At 39.5% G+C, this 19,501-nt stretch carries 23 protein-coding genes and 1 tRNA gene; 2 read left to right on the plus strand and 22 right to left on the minus strand.

From position 1 onward, the window contains the following. Positions 1 to 253: 253 nt before the first annotated feature. Positions 254 to 1,192, plus strand: coding sequence for a bifunctional biotin--[acetyl-CoA-carboxylase] ligase/biotin operon repressor BirA (gene birA / locus E3C75_RS08365; RefSeq protein ID WP_011681223.1), 939 nt, complete (start codon positions 254 to 256; stop codon positions 1,190 to 1,192). Here birA and E3C75_RS08370 read toward each other — a convergent pair. From E3C75_RS08370 to miaA, 4 genes are all read right to left on the minus strand, one after another. Continuing rightward, positions 1,179 to 1,364 (minus strand): DUF3272 family protein, encoded by a 186-nt coding sequence (locus tag E3C75_RS08370; RefSeq protein WP_011681224.1) that lies wholly within the window; start codon positions 1,362 to 1,364, stop codon positions 1,179 to 1,181. The genes birA and E3C75_RS08370 overlap by 14 nt on opposite strands. Positions 1,365 to 1,590: 226 nt before the next feature. Continuing rightward, positions 1,591 to 3,243: a DNA polymerase III subunit gamma/tau gene (gene dnaX, locus E3C75_RS08375; RefSeq protein WP_084828865.1), complete on the minus strand. Its 1,653-nt coding sequence runs from the start codon at positions 3,241 to 3,243 to the stop codon at positions 1,591 to 1,593. Further along, the gene (locus tag E3C75_RS08380) at positions 3,243 to 3,743 is read right to left on the minus strand and encodes a GAF domain-containing protein (RefSeq protein WP_282634675.1); all 501 of its coding nucleotides are present in this window, start codon (positions 3,741 to 3,743) and stop codon (positions 3,243 to 3,245) included. The genes dnaX and E3C75_RS08380 overlap by 1 nt, the downstream gene beginning before the upstream one ends. 44 nt (positions 3,744 to 3,787) lie before the next feature. After that, entirely contained in the window at positions 3,788 to 4,687 is a 900-nt protein-coding gene (gene miaA / locus E3C75_RS08385) for a tRNA (adenosine(37)-N6)-dimethylallyltransferase MiaA (RefSeq protein WP_084828867.1), read from the minus strand. A gap of 75 nt (positions 4,688 to 4,762) precedes the next feature. On the opposite strand from miaA, the gene E3C75_RS08390 reads away from it, so the two are divergent. Further along, positions 4,763 to 4,939, plus strand: a complete 177-nt coding sequence (locus tag E3C75_RS08390) for a DUF3042 family protein (protein ID WP_014727550.1) — start codon at positions 4,763 to 4,765, stop codon at positions 4,937 to 4,939. Between the two features lie 816 nt (positions 4,940 to 5,755). On the opposite strand, the gene E3C75_RS08395 is transcribed toward E3C75_RS08390, so the two are convergent. The 18 genes from E3C75_RS08395 to E3C75_RS12310 all read right to left on the minus strand — a co-directional run bounded on the left by E3C75_RS08395 (position 5,756) and on the right by E3C75_RS12310 (position 18,857). Next, a tRNA-Arg gene (locus E3C75_RS08395) sits at positions 5,756 to 5,827 on the minus strand. Positions 5,828 to 5,877: 50 nt separating this feature from the next. Continuing rightward, a complete protein-coding gene (gene rplS, locus E3C75_RS08400; RefSeq protein WP_002950935.1) occupies positions 5,878 to 6,225 on the minus strand; it encodes a 50S ribosomal protein L19 in 348 nt (115 codons plus the stop codon). A gap of 127 nt (positions 6,226 to 6,352) precedes the next feature. Then, positions 6,353 to 7,579 (minus strand): voltage-gated chloride channel family protein, encoded by a 1,227-nt coding sequence (locus E3C75_RS08405; RefSeq protein WP_014621688.1) that lies wholly within the window; start codon positions 7,577 to 7,579, stop codon positions 6,353 to 6,355. A gap of 9 nt (positions 7,580 to 7,588) precedes the next feature. Beyond that, positions 7,589 to 7,861: a chorismate mutase gene (locus E3C75_RS08410; protein WP_011226101.1), complete on the minus strand. Its 273-nt coding sequence runs from the start codon at positions 7,859 to 7,861 to the stop codon at positions 7,589 to 7,591. Between the two features lie 74 nt (positions 7,862 to 7,935). Beyond that, positions 7,936 to 9,471 carry a ClC family H(+)/Cl(-) exchange transporter gene (locus E3C75_RS08415; RefSeq protein ID WP_111679623.1) on the minus strand — a complete coding sequence of 512 codons (1,536 nt, stop codon included), beginning with the start codon at positions 9,469 to 9,471 and terminating at the stop codon, positions 7,936 to 7,938. Positions 9,472 to 9,521: 50 nt separating this feature from the next. Then, entirely contained in the window at positions 9,522 to 9,965 is a 444-nt protein-coding gene (locus tag E3C75_RS08420) for a flavodoxin (protein ID WP_002888085.1), read from the minus strand. An 85-nt stretch (positions 9,966 to 10,050) separates the two neighbouring features. Next, positions 10,051 to 10,422, minus strand: coding sequence for a hypothetical protein (locus E3C75_RS08425; RefSeq protein ID WP_100262455.1), 372 nt, complete (start codon positions 10,420 to 10,422; stop codon positions 10,051 to 10,053). Positions 10,423 to 10,433: 11 nt separating this feature from the next. Continuing rightward, positions 10,434 to 11,153, minus strand: a complete 720-nt coding sequence (locus tag E3C75_RS08430; RefSeq protein ID WP_111679624.1) for a matrixin family metalloprotease — start codon at positions 11,151 to 11,153, stop codon at positions 10,434 to 10,436. A 119-nt stretch (positions 11,154 to 11,272) separates the two neighbouring features. Continuing rightward, complete coding sequence (locus tag E3C75_RS08435; protein WP_100262453.1) at positions 11,273 to 12,055, minus strand: alpha/beta hydrolase; 783 nt, start codon at positions 12,053 to 12,055, stop codon at positions 11,273 to 11,275. 124 nt (positions 12,056 to 12,179) lie between these two features. After that, the gene (locus E3C75_RS08440) at positions 12,180 to 13,841 is read right to left on the minus strand and encodes a ribonuclease J (protein ID WP_111679625.1); all 1,662 of its coding nucleotides are present in this window, start codon (positions 13,839 to 13,841) and stop codon (positions 12,180 to 12,182) included. 180 nt (positions 13,842 to 14,021) lie between these two features. Then, entirely contained in the window at positions 14,022 to 14,780 is a 759-nt protein-coding gene (locus tag E3C75_RS08445) for an ABC transporter ATP-binding protein (RefSeq protein ID WP_014727555.1), read from the minus strand. After that, entirely contained in the window at positions 14,777 to 15,646 is an 870-nt protein-coding gene (locus E3C75_RS08450) for an ABC transporter permease (RefSeq protein ID WP_014727556.1), read from the minus strand. Before E3C75_RS08450 ends, E3C75_RS08445 begins: the two co-directional genes overlap by 4 nt. A gap of 9 nt (positions 15,647 to 15,655) precedes the next feature. Further along, positions 15,656 to 16,657, minus strand: coding sequence for a tryptophan ABC transporter substrate-binding protein (trpX, locus tag E3C75_RS08455; RefSeq protein WP_100273214.1), 1,002 nt, complete (start codon positions 16,655 to 16,657; stop codon positions 15,656 to 15,658). Positions 16,658 to 16,792: 135 nt separating this feature from the next. Next, on the minus strand, positions 16,793 to 17,014 hold the full coding sequence (locus tag E3C75_RS08460; RefSeq protein ID WP_002950961.1) for a DUF4649 family protein: 222 nt from the start codon (positions 17,012 to 17,014) through the stop codon (positions 16,793 to 16,795). A 534-nt stretch (positions 17,015 to 17,548) separates the two neighbouring features. Next, on the minus strand, positions 17,549 to 17,905 hold the full coding sequence (locus E3C75_RS11750; RefSeq protein WP_223899675.1) for a hypothetical protein: 357 nt from the start codon (positions 17,903 to 17,905) through the stop codon (positions 17,549 to 17,551). Between the two features lie 93 nt (positions 17,906 to 17,998). Next, on the minus strand, positions 17,999 to 18,265 hold the full coding sequence (locus E3C75_RS11755; protein WP_011226111.1) for a hypothetical protein: 267 nt from the start codon (positions 18,263 to 18,265) through the stop codon (positions 17,999 to 18,001). A gap of 161 nt (positions 18,266 to 18,426) precedes the next feature. Further along, the gene (locus tag E3C75_RS11760; RefSeq protein ID WP_133264056.1) at positions 18,427 to 18,645 is read right to left on the minus strand and encodes a hypothetical protein; all 219 of its coding nucleotides are present in this window, start codon (positions 18,643 to 18,645) and stop codon (positions 18,427 to 18,429) included. Positions 18,646 to 18,671: 26 nt separating this feature from the next. After that, the gene (locus E3C75_RS12310; protein WP_133264055.1) at positions 18,672 to 18,857 is read right to left on the minus strand and encodes a YSIRK-type signal peptide-containing protein; all 186 of its coding nucleotides are present in this window, start codon (positions 18,855 to 18,857) and stop codon (positions 18,672 to 18,674) included. Positions 18,858 to 19,501 lie beyond the last annotated feature (644 nt).

The following is a 19,501-nucleotide window of genomic DNA, read 5'->3' on the forward strand; positions in this document are numbered from 1 at the left end:
AATAGTATTAGATAGCACGGAGATTTAACCGCCTCCTAATAGATAAAACGCTATACTCCACAAAGAGCTCGGCGCCGTTAAAAAGTTACAAAGAACCAGCAACCATTCTAGGATGACTGCTGCCTTATCGGGACTTAATAACTAAGTTTCATTATATCACTTTTTTCTTGTCTAGTCACATAGTTATTAATTATCAAATCTTATCAATATTTTATGGCGAGCAATTTACTGGTTTTTGTATTATACTTAGAATATGAAAACCTATGAACGTGTTTATGAAATATTAGCAAAGAGTCCTGATTTTGTTACTGGAGAAAGCCTTGCCAAAGAGCTTGGTATCTCACGAACAGCCATTTGGAAAGCCATTCAGTCACTTCAGGATCAAGGTGTTGTTATTACAAGTGTCCGAAAAAAAGGATACCATTTAGAAAAGGGAGATATTCTTCTTTCTCAAGAGATTTCTAAGCAACTCAACTTTCCTGTCTACTTTAATCCCGACTCCACCTCTACACAACTTGATGCTAAACATGGTATGGAAAGACAAGATCCTGCCCCTAGCCTTTATCTTGCGTCTAATCAAGGATCAGCTAAGGGACGCTTTGAACGTCACTTTCATACAAGTCCTCACGGTGGTATCTATATGAGTATTCACCTTAAGCCAAACTGTCACTTTAGTGAGTTACCGCCTTATACCATGATGGTAGCTGCTTCCATTGTCAAGGCTATTCAGCGCCTTACAGGCATAGATACAGACATCAAATGGGTCAACGATATCTATCTGAACAACAAAAAAATAGCTGGTATTCTTACCGAAGCCATCAGTTCTATCGAATCTGGATGTATCACAGATGTCATTATCGGTGTAGGACTTAATTTTTCAATTAGCGATTTTCCTGAAGAAATAGCTACTAAAGCAACCAGCCTTTTCCAAAATGAGCGTCCCACAATCACTCGGAATCAGCTCATTTCAGAAATTTGGAAGCTCTTTTTAACCATTCCTACTACTGATTTGGTCAAAGTTTATAAAGAAAAGTCCCTCGTTTTAGACAAACAAGTGACCTTTGAACAATCTGGAAAGGCTTACAGTGGTATTGCTAAAGAAATTGGAGACAAGGGGCAACTCCTCGTTCTCACTGATGACGGTCAGGAAAAATGGCTGAGCGCTGGTGAAGTCAGCCTTACTTCTTGGTAGACTTATCGGCTGCACTCGCAATTCGAGAAATAATATAAGTGGTCCAAAGACGACGTAAGAGTAAGTAACCAAAAAAGGCTGTAAAAAAGTAATAGCCTTGCTGTAAACTGTAATTAAAACAAACCGTTTCAAAAATAGTTTCCACTGTAATAAACAAAATTTGTTGAATCATAAGATTATTATAGCAATAGTTAGAGCCTAGGACAAGCAGTCTAGGCTCTTTTAGATGATAGAAAGATTATCCATTAAGATAGATAAACACACTCACAAGATACCTCAGGCAGAAGAACTAACTCTCCCTAGCTTATACATTTCTTGGACCGGACCTAAAAAGGTCCACTGGACCTCCTCGATTTTGCATTTCTTGGCTCGGACCTAAAAAGGTCCACTGGACCTTTTTAGTCCTCTATTTCTACTACATCAGAGAGAAACTCGAGTTCTTGAGGGATGTACTCTTCACGATCCTCTTTTTCCAGCTCTTCTTTAGATTTGAGGCTTCGTGCAAATTCTGTTCGGAGTTTTTCAAACTCTGCTTTCGGAACAGCCATAATATTAGGTGAAAAACCAGCAGCTGAACTCATGATGTTGCCAAACATATCATTGAGATCACTTCGTTTCATGACCAGTTCAGCATTAAAAGCAGCGTTAAAAGCTAGGATAGCATTTTCTTGATTGGCTAACACAGGTTCTGATCCGTTCAAAAGCGCCCTATTTTGAGGGCTGATAGAATCCAAAATCTCAGGCCATGTTGCTTTTAGAGCATCCAGACACTGGCGTGATCTTTGGGGATTCTCCATAGTTTCTCGCATAATAGTAAGGATTTTCTCACGATCCACCTTATACTGATAAGAAGCTTTGGATTTTCGAGTAGGTGCTACTTTTCCTTGAGATGGGCCCTCTTTAAGAGCTTTACGTAGACTATCTACCTCACGACGAAGACTGTCAAGTTCTTCTTGCAAATTAGCCGGGATGTCTTGTCTTACTTGAGCACTTGTCTCAGTTAGTTTAATCGTCAACATCTCAGCATAGATTTTAGGATGTGTCCCAGTTTTAATCTCGGGCAGAGCACTTGTTACCAAGTCAATCAATTGGAAAAGTCGGTCTTGTTCCAAAGATAAGTTTTCTTCAAAAAGGGGACTATGGTGACTATTTTCACCACCCGCTTTTACTATCAAAAGATCACGGAAATACTCCAAAAGGTCAGTCGCAAACCGACTCATAGACTTCCCATTATCAAAGAGCGTTTCAAGATTTGATAAGGCTTTTGTGGTATCCTGATTGCGAACACTAGCTACAAAACTATCCAAGGCAGTAAGACCAATAGAGCCTGTGATTTCTTCGGCAACGGATTGACTGACATTGTTGTCAGCAGAAAGACTCAGTGCTTGGTCTAAGATTGACAAGGCATCACGCATACCACCTTCTGCACGACGTGAAATAATGGTTAAGGCTTCATCATCAAAAGTCAATCCTTCTTTTTCGAGAATTGAAGCTAAATGCTCTTTAATAGCCCCCTGCTTAATCGATTTAAATTCAAAACGTTGAACACGGGATAAGATGGTTGCTGGGATTTTATGTAACTCTGTAGTCGCGAGGATAAAAACAACATTTTCAGTTGGTTCTTCCAAAGTCTTCAAGAGAGCATTGAAGGCACCTGTCGACAGCATGTGCACCTCGTCAATAATATAGACCTTGTATGTGGCACGACTTGGTGCATAGGTTGATTTATCACGGATTTCACGAATCTCATCAACACCGTTATTGGAAGCCGCATCGATCTCAATAACATCTTCAAGACTGCCATTAGTAATATCACGACAGATATCACAGTGGTTACATGGCTCACCATCGACCTGATTAGGACAATTCATTGCTTTGGCAAAAATTTTTGCTGCACTGGTCTTACCAGTACCACGTGGGCCAGAAAAGAGATAAGCATGGCTGATTTTGCCTGACTCTACCGCCTGTCTTAGCGTGGTTGAAATCACTTTTTGACCAACCATTTCGCCAAAGGTTTGACTACGGTATTTTCGGTATAGGGCTTGGTACATTAGTTTACCTCAAACATTCCAAATGTAAAATCAGTTTTCTCAAGTAATATTTTGACAAATGCTTCCAGATAATCTTGATCCACCTGGTTATAGTCTTCTACTTGGTGAGAATCCAAATCAAGAACACCAACTAATTTACCACCCTTTTCCATAGGGACAACAATTTCACTCCGAGCAGCAGAATCACAGGCAATATAGTTGGCATGTTTAGTGACATCTTGGACAATCAAGGTTCTATTTTCTGCAGCAGATTGGCCACAAACACCCTTACCTAAGGCAATTCGAACACAAGAGACATTACCTTGAAAAGGACCAAGGATTAGCTCATTTTTGATATTATCCATCAGATAGAAACCTGTAAACACAGAGTTTGGCAAAGTTGTATTTAAAAGAGCTGAGGCATTGGCAAAATTAGCCAATGCGTTGTCTTCATTAGCAAATAGCACCTTAGCCTGAGCAAGCATTAATTCATAAGCTAATTTTTTTTCTTCGTTAGTCATAACTACCATTATAGCAAAGATAGGTCCTGGATACTAAGATCGACCTACTTTTCTCCTTCCTCTTCATTAAAAAATATAGCAAGATCTTGTATAACATTTTCAGGATATTCTGGACTAGAAATTTGATAGAACCTTACCGTCATCCGATTTCTAAACCAGGTTAATTGACGTTTAGCAAATCGACGGGTATTTTGCTTGAGTTTTTCTAAGGCATCATCTAAAGTTTGTTCCCCAGAAAAATAAGGAAATAATTCCTTGTAGCCAATTCCACGAGCCGACTGGGCCTCCGGAAAATTATCGTAAAGCCACTCAGCTTCTTCTAAGAGCCCAAGTTCAACCATCTTGTCAACTCGTGTATTAATACGGTCATAAATCAGGGAACGCTCGTCATCCAAGCCAATTATAAAGGGTTCATAACAGGTCTCAGTATTTTCAAGATTGTCCGAAAAACGATAAAGCTCAAGTGCTCTAATGGCGCGACGACGATTTATCTCTTTGATCTCTATACCTAAGCTATCAATCTTTTCGAAAAGCTGCTGATCAGATAATTGCTCTAGTTCTGAACGGCAGGCTAAAACCTGATTTTGGTCAACTTGCCCCCCTAGATGATAACCTTCTAAAAGGCTCTGTAAATAAAGACCTGTTCCCCCTACAATGATAGGCAACTTGCCACGACTAACAATATCAGTGATGGCAGCCTGCGCCTCTGTCACAAAATCATAGGCTGAATAGGACTCATCTACATCACGGACATCGATTAAATGATGTACAGCTGCTGCTTGTTCTTCAGGAGTGGCCTTTGCAGTTCCTATATTCAGTTGTCGATAAACCTGCTGGCTATCTCCCGAGATTATCTCTCCATTAAAACGCTCAGCCAATTCGATTCCAAGCGCCGTTTTTCCCACAGCAGTAGGTCCAGCTACTACAATAAGTTTGGTTTTCATAATCATTTCACTTGCTATTCTAGATATTTTTTTAGATAATGTAAGTATATTATAACATATACGGAGGATAGTCTCATGGCTAAAAAACATTCATTTGCTAAAGGTGTCGCTACTGGCATTCTCGGAACTGCTGCTACTGTAGCAGGAGCTGTTTTCGCAGTTAAGAAAACAATCATCGAACCAGAAAAAAAGAAATTGGCTTTCATCGAAGAAAACCGTAAAAAAGCAGCTCGCCGTCGTGTAAGTCGCTAAAAGTTATGGCCAGGGAAACCTGGTTTTTCTCTGCATTTTTTTCCTTTCAGCTATGACTAAGAACGGAGCCAAACATGAAAAGAAAAAAATATAATAAAAAAGTTATTATTATGACTTTTGTTTTAATGACTGGACTGTATTCTCTTTCTTAACTATTTTATCAAAACATTCCAAAGAACCTGAAAAACCAGAAACAAAAACACATCACTCATCATCTTTCCAATCATCTAAGAATAGCTCGTCTCATAAGAAAACTACCACCAACTCCTCGACAGCTACTTCGACGGATGATAAAACAAGGAATTCTAAAGAGAAGGATAAGGACCAAGCATCTTCTCCTTCTCAACAATCAAGTCAGAAGCAAAATAGCAATACGCCTCCTCATAAAGAAGGTTCTCAAGAAGAACCAAATTCCTTTGAAGGGGACGAGGTTGGGGCGGTCCAGAAGATGGTTCATATGTCACTAACAGCGATGGAGAACGTGTTCAATATAGCTCATTCAATGAAATCAATGAGTGGAGCACTAATGCTGATAACAGTACTTATGAGTATCCACAATCTTCATCAAGCGCTAACTCAAGTTTAATTGTAAATTAAATCAAAAAATTGCTCAGAATCATCAAGTATTCAGGAGATAACCCCAATTAGAAACTAAATCTAACTGGGGTTTTTTAGTCTTGAATATACAATATAAGTGCACAATTCAAGGTATTAAAAAACACCTATCTCGTAATAGGTGTCAAACAACTTTAAATAAAAATTGAGGCAGATTTGGGGCAAAGTAGCTTTAAAACCGCATGGTTAAAGGATTAAAAATGTCCCCTGCCGGAATCGAACCAGCAACGACTCCTTAGGAGGGAGTTGTTATATCCATTTAACTAAGAGGACTTATTAAAAAATCTGCCACGAGGACAGATTTTTTCAGTGAAATCTGTAAATTATTTACGGATTTCTTTGATACGTGCAGCTTTACCTTGCAAAGCACGCAAGTAGTAAAGTTTAGCACGGCGGACTTTACCGTAGCGTACAACTTCAATCTTATCAACACGTGGAGTGTGGATTGGGAAAGTACGTTCTACACCGATACCGCTTGAGATTTTACGAACTGTGTACATTTCTGAGATCCCTTGACCTTTGCGTGAAATAACTACACCTTCAAAGATCTGGATACGTTCGCGAGTTCCTTCGACAACTTTTGCGTGAACGCGAACAGTGTCACCAGGACGGAATGATGGGATGTCAGTACGAAGTTGACCTTCTGTCAAACTTTGGATCAATGGATTCATTTTTATATACTCCTATCTTACTAATCTTAAGAGCAACCTCTGTGTCCCAGCGGATTAGCCGTTATTTTTGTGTGTCCATTACACACTCTTAGTATCTTATCAAAAAATTATCAGGATGTCTAGTATCTTATTGCATTTCTAGCATTTTTTGTTGACCATAAATACTTGTCTTATGATTGATAATATAAGCAAAAGCCATGACAATCGCATAAGGGATTGCATTAGCGGGGCCAAAGACCTCAATACCAATAAAAATCGGTGCTAATAGAGTATTGGTGCTACTACCAAAGACCGACAAATAACCAAGACCTGCTACAAGAGAGATAGGAAGACCAAGAATGGGTGCTAGCACAGCACCAAGACTTGCTCCGATGGCAAACAAAGGGGTTACTTCTCCTCCTTGGAATCCAAGAGATAAGGTAAAGACAGTCAAGAGAAGTTTAAAGAGCCAATCCAATGGATAAATGGTCCCACCATCAACACTTAAAGCAATCAAATTCGTTCCAAGCCCTGTATAGCGTCCCTTACACAAAATCAAAAGAAGACAGGTTAAGACGACACCTCCTAAGAGAACACGATAATAGGGATTGGGGAGCAAACTTGCTACTTTCTTTTTAGCTAGTGACAAGAGATAAGCAAAGAGGTTTCCTGCTAGACCAAAGGCCAAACCTAAAAGAGCTAATTTCATAAACGTCTCAAGGTCAATAGTCAAACTTTTGGATACAAAGTGGCTAAATTTTTCAAGACCTAAGAGATGGCTTGTTGTACTAGCCATAAAAGATGCAATAAGAGTCGGTACTAAGATTGGCAGGCTTAACTGTCCTAAGGTCAAGACCTCAAGTGCAAAGAAGGTCGCAGCGATTGGTGTTTGGAAGAGTCCTCCAAAACCAGCGGCCATTCCCATGGTCAAGAAAATGCATGAAGCATTAGGGAGCTTAAAATAGCGACTAAAAGCATGAGAAACTGTGGCCCCTAGTTGTACAGCAACTCCCTCACGACCTGCGGATCCCCCGAAAAGGTGGGTCAGCCATGTGGTTACAGTCACCAGTGGAATTAACCTTAGGGGAACTTGATCCTCCTCATTATGTCCAACCTTGAAAATCAAGCCCATTCCCTGCGCTGCCTTACCAGCAAACTTTTGGTAGAGGTAAACTATCAAAAGACCTGCTAAAGGAAGTGCCGGGACTAGATAAAAGAGATGGTGGTCACGAAATTCCGAGAGTCCTATAAGCACGCGCCCAAAAACAGCATCAATCAGTCCAACCAGTACCCCTAACAAAATTGCATAAAGACTTAACATTACTAAATGTAAGTAAGAAAGACCTTTACTATCACTTAATTGTCTTACTTTCATCCTAGGGGCCTACTTTTCTTCTAGCTTACTTGCTTGATAAGTACGTGAATGCTTCATAATATCCGCAAAACTTGCGACGATAGCTTCTTTATATTCAGGATTAAGAACACTAGCGCCTACCTTGTCTAGCAGGGCTTGCTCTCGTTCGGGATCATAAATCGCCTTTCCAGTGCGTTGTTTATAAGCACTTACTCGAGTTACCAATTTCATACGTTCTTCCAACAAAGCCACAATCTCATTATCAACGGAGTCAATCTGTTGGCGAATCTCATTTAAGTCCATACTGACCTCCTTTTTTTCTCTCCATTATAACAAAAATGACCTGAGGACAAAAGAGCCTCAAGCCTTTGAATTGATTATAAAAAGAGTTTTCTTACCTGACTGATATTACTTTCATTAACAACCAGATACAGGGTTGCTCCTGCTTTTAGACGTGTGTCTCCGTGAACAACCTCAGACTGGTCTTGAAAAATCTGAGTGGAAATCAAAACCCCGTCAGGTAAAGTTAAATCCTTAACCAATCGACCAGCTAAACTATCTGTAACTGGTAAATCAATCATCGTCGGTATATTATCAACTTGTTTTGGTTCGTGAGCGATTAGATTGTGAAGCATGGCTTCATAGACAGGTTCTCCTCCCATGAAATCCATGACTAGATAGGCAATCAGGGTCACGACTCCAATTGTCATCAATTGGTGAAGGTTCCCCACCATCTCAGTCACTAAAATCATAGCAGTTAGCGGTGCCTTAGATACCGCGCCGAAATAACCAGCCATACCAAGAATGATAAAAATAGGGAACTGACTGACTTGTAAGAATCCTAGATTTTCAAAAGCTGCCGCAAAAACGCTACCAGAAAGAGCACCTAGAGTTAAAATTGGAAGGAAAATCCCACCAGGAAATCCTGAACCAAAGGACAACATACTCCAAACAAAGCGAATAGCCAAATAGAGGATGGCCACAGTTAGAGCAGGATGTAAACCATTTAAAGCAAGAATCAATTCATTTCCACCACCTAAAAGATGTGGAAAATAAAGACCAATAGGAATGATAAACAGAACTGCCAAAAGGCCATAAAAATGAGATGGCAAGTGGAAGATTTTCCCTAACCCTTGGTAGACCTTACCAATACGTAAGACAACCCACTCATAACCGTATCCAAGCACACCTAGAAAAGTCCCCAAGAGAATAAGAATCCAATAATCTTTCAAAGGAAATACTGGTAATTTTTCTGTCATAGCAAGGACTGATACCTGACCAAAGATGCGTAGGGAAACAGCATTGGCCACTAAAGATGCCGTTAAAGCTGTCACCCAAACAGGACGAGAGAAATGATGATAGACTTCTTCAACGACAAACAAGAGACCAGCAATCGGGGCATTGAAGGCAGCCGATAATCCTGCTGCTGCTCCTGCAGCAATCAAGACACGTTTCTCACGTGCAGAGAGCTTAAGTCCCTCGGCTAATCCCTTAGCAGTCATGGCACCTAGTTGAATACTAGGGCCCTCACGTCCCAACATCAGTCCCATTGAAATCCCAAGGACACCACCCACGAACTTACGCCATAATACTGACCACCAAGACGGATGTAAGAGCCCCATCAGTTCCCCTTCAACATGGGGAATTCCTGAGCCCTTGATGTCTTTTTCCTGCTTAATAAGGTAACCAATAAAAAGTGCAATCAAGAGATTAACCAGGACAATTCCCAAAATCAGATGTGGATTATGAAGGGCGTCTTTGTATATAGCTACAGAAAACTCGGCCCCTTTGGCAATTAACCAGCGAAAAAGACTGACCACTGCTCCTGCCGTCACCCCCACTAAGAGCCCTCGCCAAACGGACCAAAGAAGATGTTGAGATTGCGTCCTAAAATCTCTTTCTATTTCATTCATAAAAACTCCATTTTAACTACAATAAAAGCAGACTTTACTCTGCTTTTTTCTTATGCTAATGCTTCTGAAATTTTTTCAGCGAAAGCTTCAAGGTTTTCGATATCTTCATCTTCAGCAGAAAGGTCAACCTTGACGCTATCAGCACCCTTAGTCGCTCCTGTGAATGTGAATTGATTTTCAAACTCATCCACTGAATGACAGAAATAATCGTAGAAGGTATCTCCTGAACCTACAACACCAAAGATTTTACCTGACAAGTCAAGGTCAGCCAAATCTTCGTAAAAGTCAACGATTTCATCTGGCAACTCACCATCACCATAAGTGTAAGTCGCTACGATACAGATGTCCGCATCTTCAAAATCAGCGGCATCAACCGTTGTACACTCGTCTACATCCACAGTGTGACCCAATTCTTCCAATTTTTTGGCAACAATATCTGCGATTTCTTCCGTATTACCGGTCATACTGGCATAAACGATTTTTGCTAAAGCCATAATGTCCTCCAAAATAATAAATTAGCTATATTATATCATACTTTTTCAGAAAATAAACGCCGTAATATCCTAAAAAAACTACCCCTTAGGACAGTTTTAAATTTTGCAAGAGTTCGAAATGTCGATAGACAAGCCATAAACCAATAGCAATGACAAGCACAAGAACTACGGCTCTCATAAGACCTTTAAGAAAAGTCACGAACCAGGTTATAATCATAGATGTCATTAGCCAAGTCAAACCTGAGGCACCATATAGGGTTCGAATATTCTCAAGGGAGTGGCTAGTTAAGGTGTTTACCCAAGTGGGAATATAGATCCAAATATCATCACCTGATAAATCCAAACGGTAGGCAATCATGGTTCCCGTTGTTTGCAACCAGGTAAATACCCCAGCATTGAAAAGAATGAGAAAGCTTTGCATAGGGTAACGCCTAACAAGGTGTTTAATATAACGCATGACAGACCTCCTTAATTGGCATAAAGGGCATGAACCGTATCAATATCCTCCTGTTGAATACCGTAATAAGAACCCGCTGATTGCATAACTGATGTCTTAGAGTCATCGTGATCCAAGCCAATGGCATGCCCCAATTCGTGCTCGGCCGTATTAACAATACGTTTGTGGGTATAACCAAAATCACTATTCAAGAGGAAATAACGATTCAACTTAACATCCACATGAGTGATACGATTTGTTAAAATATTAGTCTGACTATCCGCTAGACCAGCTGCTTGTGAATTAGCATCGGAATAGTCTGTCGCAACAATATCAGCTGTTGACGCATCATCTGTCAGAGTAAAGATGAAAGCACCCGTTTTGTTCCAGTTTGTGATAGCTTCCTTATAAGCAGCTACCAAGGTTTCATCTGTAGATTGAATATAGATGCTAGCTGTATTTTGTGCCCATCTGGCACCATTAGACTCAGGAATTGTATCTGTCGTCGATAGGTTTGAAACGACCTTTTCAACATCACTTGTATTGGTCCCACTAAAACCTAGCTCAACTTGTCGAAAGGCACGGTTAATGTTTGTAGCTAAGGTACTTGAAGAGTTGTTAGCATAATAGATAAGTCCATAACCAACTATGGCTAGGATAAGGGCAAGTTTAAAAATAGCCCAAATAAGATTCCATATAAATCGTAAGAGAAGTTTGGGAATATAGAAGATTACTCTCAATAATTTTTTCAATACAGAGCCTCCTTTTCGAAATTTCCCCTAGTATATCATGCTCTAATCATTCTAGAAAGTAAAAAATATCACTTTAAGCTTTTATCATCTCTTTGACAAGATGTTACATACTTGACCAATTAGGATAAGCGTTCTTCTTTAATGTAATCAATAGGTAACCATTCTAAATAGGCCTCTAGTTGTTTTTCCCAATAATACCACTCGTGTCTTCCATGGTCTATACTGTAGTCAATATCTAGGCCAAGAGCCTTCAAATCAGCAACTGCTTGATCTTGAGTGTCAAAAAGGAAATCTTCCAGACCACACCAAGCAAAAAATTTAGTTTTCTTGTCATGTTGCTTGGCTAAATTAACCAATTTATGCTGCTCAATATCTTTTCCTTCCAAATCACCAAAGACACCCCGCCAGTATTCCTTGGACTCAATGGTCTCATCTATAATCATCTCTGTAGATAAACCAAGGGCACCAGAGAAGGAACCTGCGCAAGCAAAGTTATTCGTGGTTAAGGCAATTTTAAAGGAACCATAGCCACCCATAGAAAGTCCAGCAATAAAAGTCTTTTTACGCTTCTTTGTCATACTTGGGAAAAAACGTTGCATGACTTGAGGAAGCTCCTTGGCAATGGCATCGTAATATCTTACGCCATATTTAGTATTTGTATACCATCCATTTTCAGAATTAGGCATAATGACAATGAGGTTGGTCTTACGAAGGAGACGCTGAATATTGGTACGGAAGGCCCAAGAATTATGATTCCCCCCCATACCATGAAGAAGATAAAGGACTGGAATGTCCGTATCACTTTCCGTTTCAGCAATCTGATCACGATCCGGATAGATAACATCTACTTGACGGTATTGTCCTAGAACAACTGATGAGTATTCAATTTGAAAAAAAGCCATTTGTCTTTTCCTTTCTTAATGATAGAAAAGCTGGGACAGCCCAGCTTTTTCTTTTTCAAAATAGTCTTGTGAGACTTTCTAATATCAATGAATGTAAGTAACATACTCACACTCTAATAATTAATTAACGTACTTCCATAACAACTGGAAGAATTGCTGGGCGACGTTTGGTTTGGTCAAAGAGGAACTTAGCCACATCATCGCGAACCGCACCTTTAAGTTCTCCCCAATCAAAACTATCTCCTGCCAAGTAATTTTCAACAGTTGCATTGACAATATCAGCAGACTCACTTAGGATATCACGGCTCTTTTTAACATAGACGAAGCCACGCGTATTGACACGCGCTCTAGAAACAATCTTACGCTCCTTTTTATTGACTGTAATAGCAACGATAAAGATACCGTCTTCAGACAAGACCTTACGGTCACGAAGCACGATATTTCCAACATCACCGATAGCATTACCATCAATCATAACATCACCAGCTGGGACAGCACCTTCATGAAGGAAACCTTGGTCCTCTGATAAGTGCATGATATCTCCACGCTTAACAATGTAGATGTTTTCTGGAAGGATCCCAACTTCAAGGGCTAACTCAGCATGAGCTTGAAGTTCACGGTACTCCCCTTGGACTGGGAAAAGATACTGTGGACGAAGAAGATTCAGCATCAATTGAAGCTCACGAGCATTGGCATGTCCAGATACACGAAGATTCTGTGTAATCATCTTAACAGTCCCACCAGCCTTATAGATAGCATTGTTTACGCGTGCGACCGCTGCTTCTTTAGCAATACTTGGTGTGGTTACGATATAAACTAAGTCCCCATCTTTGATTTGAACATAACGGTGACGGCCAACTGCCATTTTTTGAAGACCGTCGATTGGCTCTCCCATACGTCCATTTTCGAGGATAATCAACTCGTGGTCTTCGAACTTGTTCATATCCTTTGGTTTAACAATGAGCTTCTCATGCTCCACAGTCAATTTCTTAAGACGGATAGCTGTACGAACAATATTTTCAACGTCAAAACCTGTAAGAACAACGCGACGTCCATGTTCAGCAGCTGAATCAAAGACTTGTTGAATACGAACCAAGTTTGAGGCAACTGCTGCAATAATAACACGTCCATCTGCATCGGCAATAACTTGGTCAATCTCTTGGCCAACTTCTGCTTCTGAAGCTGTTTGTTCAGTACTTGTCGCATTTGCTGAGTCTGACAAGAGGGCCAAGACACCTTCTCGACCGATTTCAGCCAAGCGACCTAAATCAGTTTTGTAGTAAGGGCGAGCAGCTTGGTCAAACTTGAAATCACCAGTATAGACAATATTGCCTCGGTCCGTCCCAAGAACAATCCCCATTGATTCTGGGATAGAGTGAGTTGTCTTAAAGAATGAGACCACTGCATCATCGAATTCAATTTCAGTTTCTGAGTCAATGACATGGAAATTATTGAATTTATTAACGCCAGCATTTTTTACAAAAAGCTTAGCTAACTCAATAGTAAGTGATGACCCAAAGACTGGTACTTTGGCGTCTTGCAAGATATAAGGTAGGGCACCAATGGCATCAGCGTGCCCATGCGTCAAGAAAATCCCCTGGATACGGTCTTTATTTTCAACCAAATAATCTAAATTAGGGATAACAAAGTCAACACCTAATTGTTCATTCTCAGGATACCTTAGACCAGCATCCAAGATAAAGATAGAGTCGTTAATTTCAACAATATAGAGGTTCTTAGCATTTTCACGCACTCCACCTAGGGCAATAATTTTAATATCGCTCATGCTTGTTTTTCTCCTTTTTAGTTTGACTCTCTTCTAGAGCCTATTTATACAGACGGTCCAAGAAGCTGAACGTTCATGCGAACAGTCTCCTTGTCGATTTACAGGCCACAACAAAAAAGTTGTATACTCTTTAAGTATACAACTTTTTGGCTTATTTTACAATTTAGAGTCAATCTGGGCCTACTCGAACATAGCGTAGTAGTCTGCGATATCCAATTGATCCTTTTCTTCCTTGGTAAGATCTTTAATGATTTGTCCATCCTTCATAACGATAAGACGGTTCCCATATTTTAGAGCATCTTCCATGTGATGGGTAATCATCAAGGCTGTAAGATGGTCTCTCGTCACAAACTCATCAGTCAACTTCATAAGAGCCACACTTGTCTTAGGATCCAAGGCTGCGGTGTGCTCATCTAAGAGCAAGAGCTCAGGACGTTTAAGTGTCGCCATTAAGAGGCTAAGGGCTTGACGCTGACCACCTGATAGAAGACCCGCTGGTGTTTCCAGGTGTTTTTCCAGACCGTTACTAATCCGTTCAATCAAACCTTGAAACTCCTCGGTATATAGGTGAAGATGACGTGATTTAAGGCCTCGTTTTTCGCCACGGTATTTGGCAATCAAAAGGTTTTCCGCAACAGTCATTCGAGGAGCAGTTCCCATTTTAGGATCTTGGAAAACACGTGAGAGGTGTTTGGCACGCTTCTCAGCAGGTAGAGCCGTAACCTCCTCACCCATGATAAAAATCTGACCACTAGTCAACATGAGGGTTCCTGCAATGACGTTGAAGAGGGTTGATTTTCCGGCACCATTTCCACCAAGGATGGTAATAAAATCACCTTCCCTAATGGTAAGATTGACATGATCCAAAATGATTTTTTCGGTGTCAAAACCGTTATTAACCTTAACAGTTGCATCTTTGAGTTCTACAATAGCTGTCATCGTGATAAGCTCACCCCCTTATAGAATTTTCGGCGCAGGACAGGCGAAATCAAGCAAAGGGCTAGAACAATCGCACTAAAGAGTTTTAGGTAGTTAGTGTTAAAGCCAAAAGCGATTACAGCTGTCAAAAGGAACTGATAAAGGATTGAACCTACACAGATGGCAATCAATCGTTCCAACAAGGTCAAGTTAGTCTCGTACAAGACTTCACCAATGATAATGCTGGCAAGTCCGATGACTATAACCCCAATCCCTTTTGAAACGTCGGCATAACCGTCCTGTTGACTAATCAAGGCTCCTGAGAGGGCAATAATACCATTTGAGATAACAAGTCCCATCACTTCCATTGAATCCGTATTGATACCGAAAGATTTGGCCATATCGCGGTTATCACCAGTAGCAATGTAGGCTTGGCCTAGGCGCGTGTTAAGAAAGGCAATCAAGGAAGCAATAACAATAGTTACAGCTAAGAGACCAACGATTAAGAGGTTGTAATCCTTACTAAAAGGAAACAGATCTTGAATTGTCTTAATATCAAGGAGACCTAGATTGGCTCTTCCCATTATCATAAGCATGACTGAGTTAAGGGAAGTCATGACCAGAATTCCTGCCAATATCGTTGGAATTTCTCCTTTCGTATAAAGGAGACCAGTCACTAGACCAGCAAGACAGCCGGCTATTACAGAAACCAAGGTCGCAAAGATAGGGTTCCAACCAAAATTCATGAGGGTTACTGCTACTGCCCCACCTAAAGGGAAGGAACCTTCTGTCGTTAAATCAGGAAAATCTAAGATACGGAAAGTCATGTAAATCCCAAGACCTAAGATTCCGTATAGAAGACCCTGATAAATGGATGAAATAATCATAAGTCCTCCTTATTCATCAGCTTTAACAGCAATGTCTGACTGCTTAAGCACATCATCAGGTATGGTGATGTGAAGATCTCGAGCAACTTTAAGGTTTAGCGTTGGAGTCCCATCATCAATCACATCAACTGGGACATCCTTAACTTTTTTACCTTTAAGAACTTTAACAGCACTACGGGCTGTAGCTTTTCCAAGCTCATATTGGTTTTGAGCAACTGAGGCCAAACCGCCTTCTTTAACCATGGTATCAACAGTTGTATAAACGGGAATCTTAGCTTGATTGGCTAAAGAGATTACTGTTGAGAAAGCTGATGCAATGGTATTATCCTGAGGTATCCAGATGACGTCAACCTTACCAGTCATTACTGACATGGTTGTGTTGATTTCATTGGTTGATGGTACAGCGTATTCAACCACATTTAAACCGTCTTGTTCAGCATATTTTTTAAAGCTTTCAACCTGTGATTTGGAATTGTCTTCACTTGAAGCGTAGAGAATACCAATTGTTTTGGCGTTTGGTGTCAGTGATTTGACCAATTCTACTGTCTGCTTAATAGGTACTTGATTGGAAGTTCCTGTGACATTACCTTCCGGATGCTTGAGATCCTTAACTAATTTAGCCCCAACAGGATCTGAGATAGCTCCCATAATGACTGGAATATCCTTGGTAGCTGCCGCTAGTCCCTGAGCTGCTGGCGTTGCAATACCGATAACAACATCATTTTTATCGTTGACCAATTGTTTAGACATGGTTTGAATCTTCGATTGGTCCCCTTCGGCATTTAGGAGGGTAATTTGAACCTTGTCCCCTTTATAGCCAGCTTCCTTAAGTCCATCCTCAATACCTTTCTCGATTTGATCCAGGGCATCATGAGTGACGAACTGGAGGATTCCAACTTTAACAACCTTATGGGTATTTTGCTGTTCTTTTTTGAACAGATCTGTACCAATAGAGCCGAGCGTCAAGATAGCTAAGAAAACCAAAGTCAAAATTAAACGCTTGTTTTTCATATCAGTCTCCTTATATAAATTCTTACTCTCTATTGTAAGTCATTTTCAGTTAACTAGCAATATTCTTAATTTATAAAAAAACTTTTAAAGAAGAAAAAACCAGAAGATAGCTTCTGGTTTTTTTCTCATTTTTTCTTACTGATATTGAGCTAAGTCTAACTTCATAATATGGAAGTAAAGGTCACCGAATTGTCCTTTGTATTCAATATCATGGCCGTTGATGGTTACCTTAGTTACTGGCGTTGAGTCTGGTATGGCAATCCAACAGGCTTGCTGAGCTCTAACGAATTCATTGTAATCTTCAAATGAGATATGGCATTCTTGCTTAGCTGCATTTAGATAAGAAATTTCAATCATGGTAGGACCTCCTTATAATCCTTTAACTGAAGTATAGCTTACACTTCCTAAAAGGCAAAGTCAACTCTGACGACTTAGGAAAGTATCACGCATGGGTATACAAATAGACCCCATAACAAATGTTGTGAGGTCTATATTGATTGGAATCAGAATTCTACTGCCCTAAACGACTGCTAATTGATTTCAACATTTGCGTCGTTTTCAAGTATAGAATCCCATTTCTGCTAGAAGAATTGCCAGACCAACAAATGCAAGATCTGAACTCTCACTACCAGTTTCTGGATGGACAAAATCCTTAGTATCTTCAGGTTCTGGTTGTGATTGTGGAGTTATCTGTGACCCTGGAGTTGGAGTCACAGTATGTTAGTAGATGTGCTGAGTATTACCATTTTCATCTACTACTCTTCTCAAATTAATAACTCGGGATTTCTTTCTTCTCTTGTTCGCCATCTTCTGTTGGGGAACAAGAAAATTCAGCTTTTGCTTGTTCCCCATCAACTGTAGGATTTCCTGGAATTTCCTTACCATTCTTATCTACAAATGACCTAACTGGCAATACAGAGTAGGTGGGTAGGTCGCTGAATCCTTAGTTCCGTTCACATCTTCATGAACCACTGTAACTGCTGGGACAGGTCCTGTAAGTTCAGTTTCTGGTGTGAATGTTACTGTACCATCTGCAGCTACCTTGTAACTACCAAGACATGAAATAGTCTTGGTAGTGGTGCTATCTTCAAATGTAACTGGAACGGCATCATTTATTGATACACGGCTGTCACCTTCTATAAAGATTGGCTTTCCTGTTTGAGTTGCACTCTTATTACCAACTGAAGTAACTGGTGTGACAGTTGGTCTATACTTATCAGTTGCAGTCTTAAGAGCATTATCTGACATTCTACCATCTCTATCACGACCAACTGAAGCCGTAAGAGAAACTGTTACACCCTTGGCAGTCCCAGTAAATCCTGGGTCTGGTACAAAGGTAACCTATACAGTCAGCTCATATAAGTAGATTTCTTTTCCTTCTACAGTCAAAACAGGATCATTGATTACATTTCCAGTTGTTGGATCGACAAGCTTGGACAGATAATCAAAATCAGGTGTGATTTTAACTTTCTCATTATTATTATTTGTTCCTTCAATAGCGAATTCTGGAGTAGCAGTTTGACTAACTCCTTGAACATCCATAGATGTCTTGTCTTCCCCTTCAAGTTCTTTTGGAGTAACAGTTGGAATATGGAATATATAGTCCATCCATGCTATCCCAGACTTCATTTATAGAAGAATGTGCTTCTTTGTCTTTAGAAACTCAATCAGTTGTATAGCCGTTGTTATCAGTAATCTGATTCAGTATTCATTATGGCTACCTCAGTTGCCTCTAATTCATTATTTACAGCAAGTGCTGAAGTATTTGTCTAACCGTTAGCAACTACCAAATTCTCTAAGGAGGCTTGAGCTATGAAAGATGATTCATGATTCTTGGCTTCTGATGTTTGACTTGATGAATCCATCGATTTATCAGTTCCACTACCATTATCTGTAGATTGAGAAGCTTCAGCTTTAACTCTTGCTTGGCTATCTGTAACTGATGTTGCAGTTTCACTTGTTGCTTCGCTCGCAATAATTAATGCCAATGTACTATTATAGTTGTGCATCTTGACTAGTGGTGTAGCGGCACTGTTTGAACTTCTGTAGTTAACTCGTCTGTTAAAACTTTGTTATCAGTACCAAACATCACAAGAGTTCCAAGTAAGACAGAGCACACGGCTACATTGAGTTTACGAATTGAAAATCTACTTATACAATTATTTAATAAATCTTTACCCACTTTGGTAATCCTCCACACCCAACATTAAAGCATCTTACCCCTCAATGAGATTAAAAGTATTTTAAAATATTAATCGTTTAACATTCTAACACGATCAGTAAAGTAAATTTATTTTTTGTATAAATATATCTTTATCCAAGTCTATATAAAATATATGCGTATGTTTAGCAGTATTTAAAATTGTTCAAAAAGATAATTTTAAGATTTCATTATTTTAAAGAAAGCGATTATATTAATTAATTTTAAAAAATGAATTCAAAGGAAATGTTTAAATTTCTAAATCTTAATGATTATGGTTAACTTCATAAAACGTCTCTTCATTATCTTTTTGAAAGTTTTTAGGAGCTTTAACAAATTTCAAAAGCACTCTTAAAATAAATGTAGCTAAGACAATATATTTCTAGGCAAATTATCTTAAGCAATTGAATTTAGCTAGCGATTTAAAATAGGAGTGTAAAGCGTAAACTATTACAGCTATACCTGAATCTTCTAGGAATTTACAATCAAAATAAAAGCTAAGATTCAAAGAAAAATCATGTAATTTATCATAATACTCATTTATAACCAACTCAGCTATTTTATATACCCCCATTAATCCACTTCCTCAAATATAATCTATATAGTATTTTCCACTAGATAAATTTTATAGTTAAATAGAATAT

The organism is Streptococcus thermophilus (genome assembly GCF_010120595.1).
Lineage (GTDB): Bacteria > Bacillota > Bacilli > Lactobacillales > Streptococcaceae > Streptococcus > Streptococcus thermophilus.

Bases quoted from the DNA above. Each gene is read 5' to 3' on its own strand.
- birA (WP_011681223.1), top strand. From the start codon at position 254: ATGAAAACCTATGAACGTGTTTATGAAATATTAGCAAAGAGTCCTGAT.
- E3C75_RS08370 (WP_011681224.1), bottom strand. From the start codon at position 1,364: ATGATTCAACAAATTTTGTTTATTACAGTGGAAACTATTTTTGAAACG.
- dnaX (WP_084828865.1), bottom strand. From the start codon at position 3,243: ATGTACCAAGCCCTATACCGAAAATACCGTAGTCAAACCTTTGGCGAA.
- E3C75_RS08380 (WP_282634675.1), bottom strand. From the start codon at position 3,743: ATGACTAACGAAGAAAAAAAATTAGCTTATGAATTAATGCTTGCTCAG.
- miaA (WP_084828867.1), bottom strand. From the start codon at position 4,687: ATGAAAACCAAACTTATTGTAGTAGCTGGACCTACTGCTGTGGGAAAA.
- E3C75_RS08390 (WP_014727550.1), top strand. From the start codon at position 4,763: ATGGCTAAAAAACATTCATTTGCTAAAGGTGTCGCTACTGGCATTCTC.
- rplS (WP_002950935.1), bottom strand. From the start codon at position 6,225: ATGAATCCATTGATCCAAAGTTTGACAGAAGGTCAACTTCGTACTGAC.
- E3C75_RS08405 (WP_014621688.1), bottom strand. From the start codon at position 7,579: ATGAAAGTAAGACAATTAAGTGATAGTAAAGGTCTTTCTTACTTACAT.
- E3C75_RS08410 (WP_011226101.1), bottom strand. From the start codon at position 7,861: ATGGACTTAAATGAGATTCGCCAACAGATTGACTCCGTTGATAATGAG.
- E3C75_RS08415 (WP_111679623.1), bottom strand. From the start codon at position 9,471: ATGAATGAAATAGAAAGAGATTTTAGGACGCAATCTCAACATCTTCTT.
- E3C75_RS08420 (WP_002888085.1), bottom strand. From the start codon at position 9,965: ATGGCTTTAGCAAAAATCGTTTATGCCAGTATGACCGGTAATACGGAA.
- E3C75_RS08425 (WP_100262455.1), bottom strand. From the start codon at position 10,422: ATGCGTTATATTAAACACCTTGTTAGGCGTTACCCTATGCAAAGCTTT.
- E3C75_RS08435 (WP_100262453.1), bottom strand. From the start codon at position 12,055: ATGGCTTTTTTTCAAATTGAATACTCATCAGTTGTTCTAGGACAATAC.
- E3C75_RS08440 (WP_111679625.1), bottom strand. From the start codon at position 13,841: ATGAGCGATATTAAAATTATTGCCCTAGGTGGAGTGCGTGAAAATGCT.
- E3C75_RS08445 (WP_014727555.1), bottom strand. From the start codon at position 14,780: ATGACAGCTATTGTAGAACTCAAAGATGCAACTGTTAAGGTTAATAAC.
- E3C75_RS08450 (WP_014727556.1), bottom strand. From the start codon at position 15,646: ATGATTATTTCATCCATTTATCAGGGTCTTCTATACGGAATCTTAGGT.
- trpX (WP_100273214.1), bottom strand. From the start codon at position 16,657: ATGAAAAACAAGCGTTTAATTTTGACTTTGGTTTTCTTAGCTATCTTG.
- E3C75_RS08460 (WP_002950961.1), bottom strand. From the start codon at position 17,014: ATGATTGAAATTTCTTATCTAAATGCAGCTAAGCAAGAATGCCATATC.
- E3C75_RS11750 (WP_223899675.1), bottom strand. From the start codon at position 17,905: ATGTCAGATAATGCTCTTAAGACTGCAACTGATAAGTATAGACCAACT.
- E3C75_RS11755 (WP_011226111.1), bottom strand. From the start codon at position 18,265: ATGGACTATATATTCCATATTCCAACTGTTACTCCAAAAGAACTTGAA.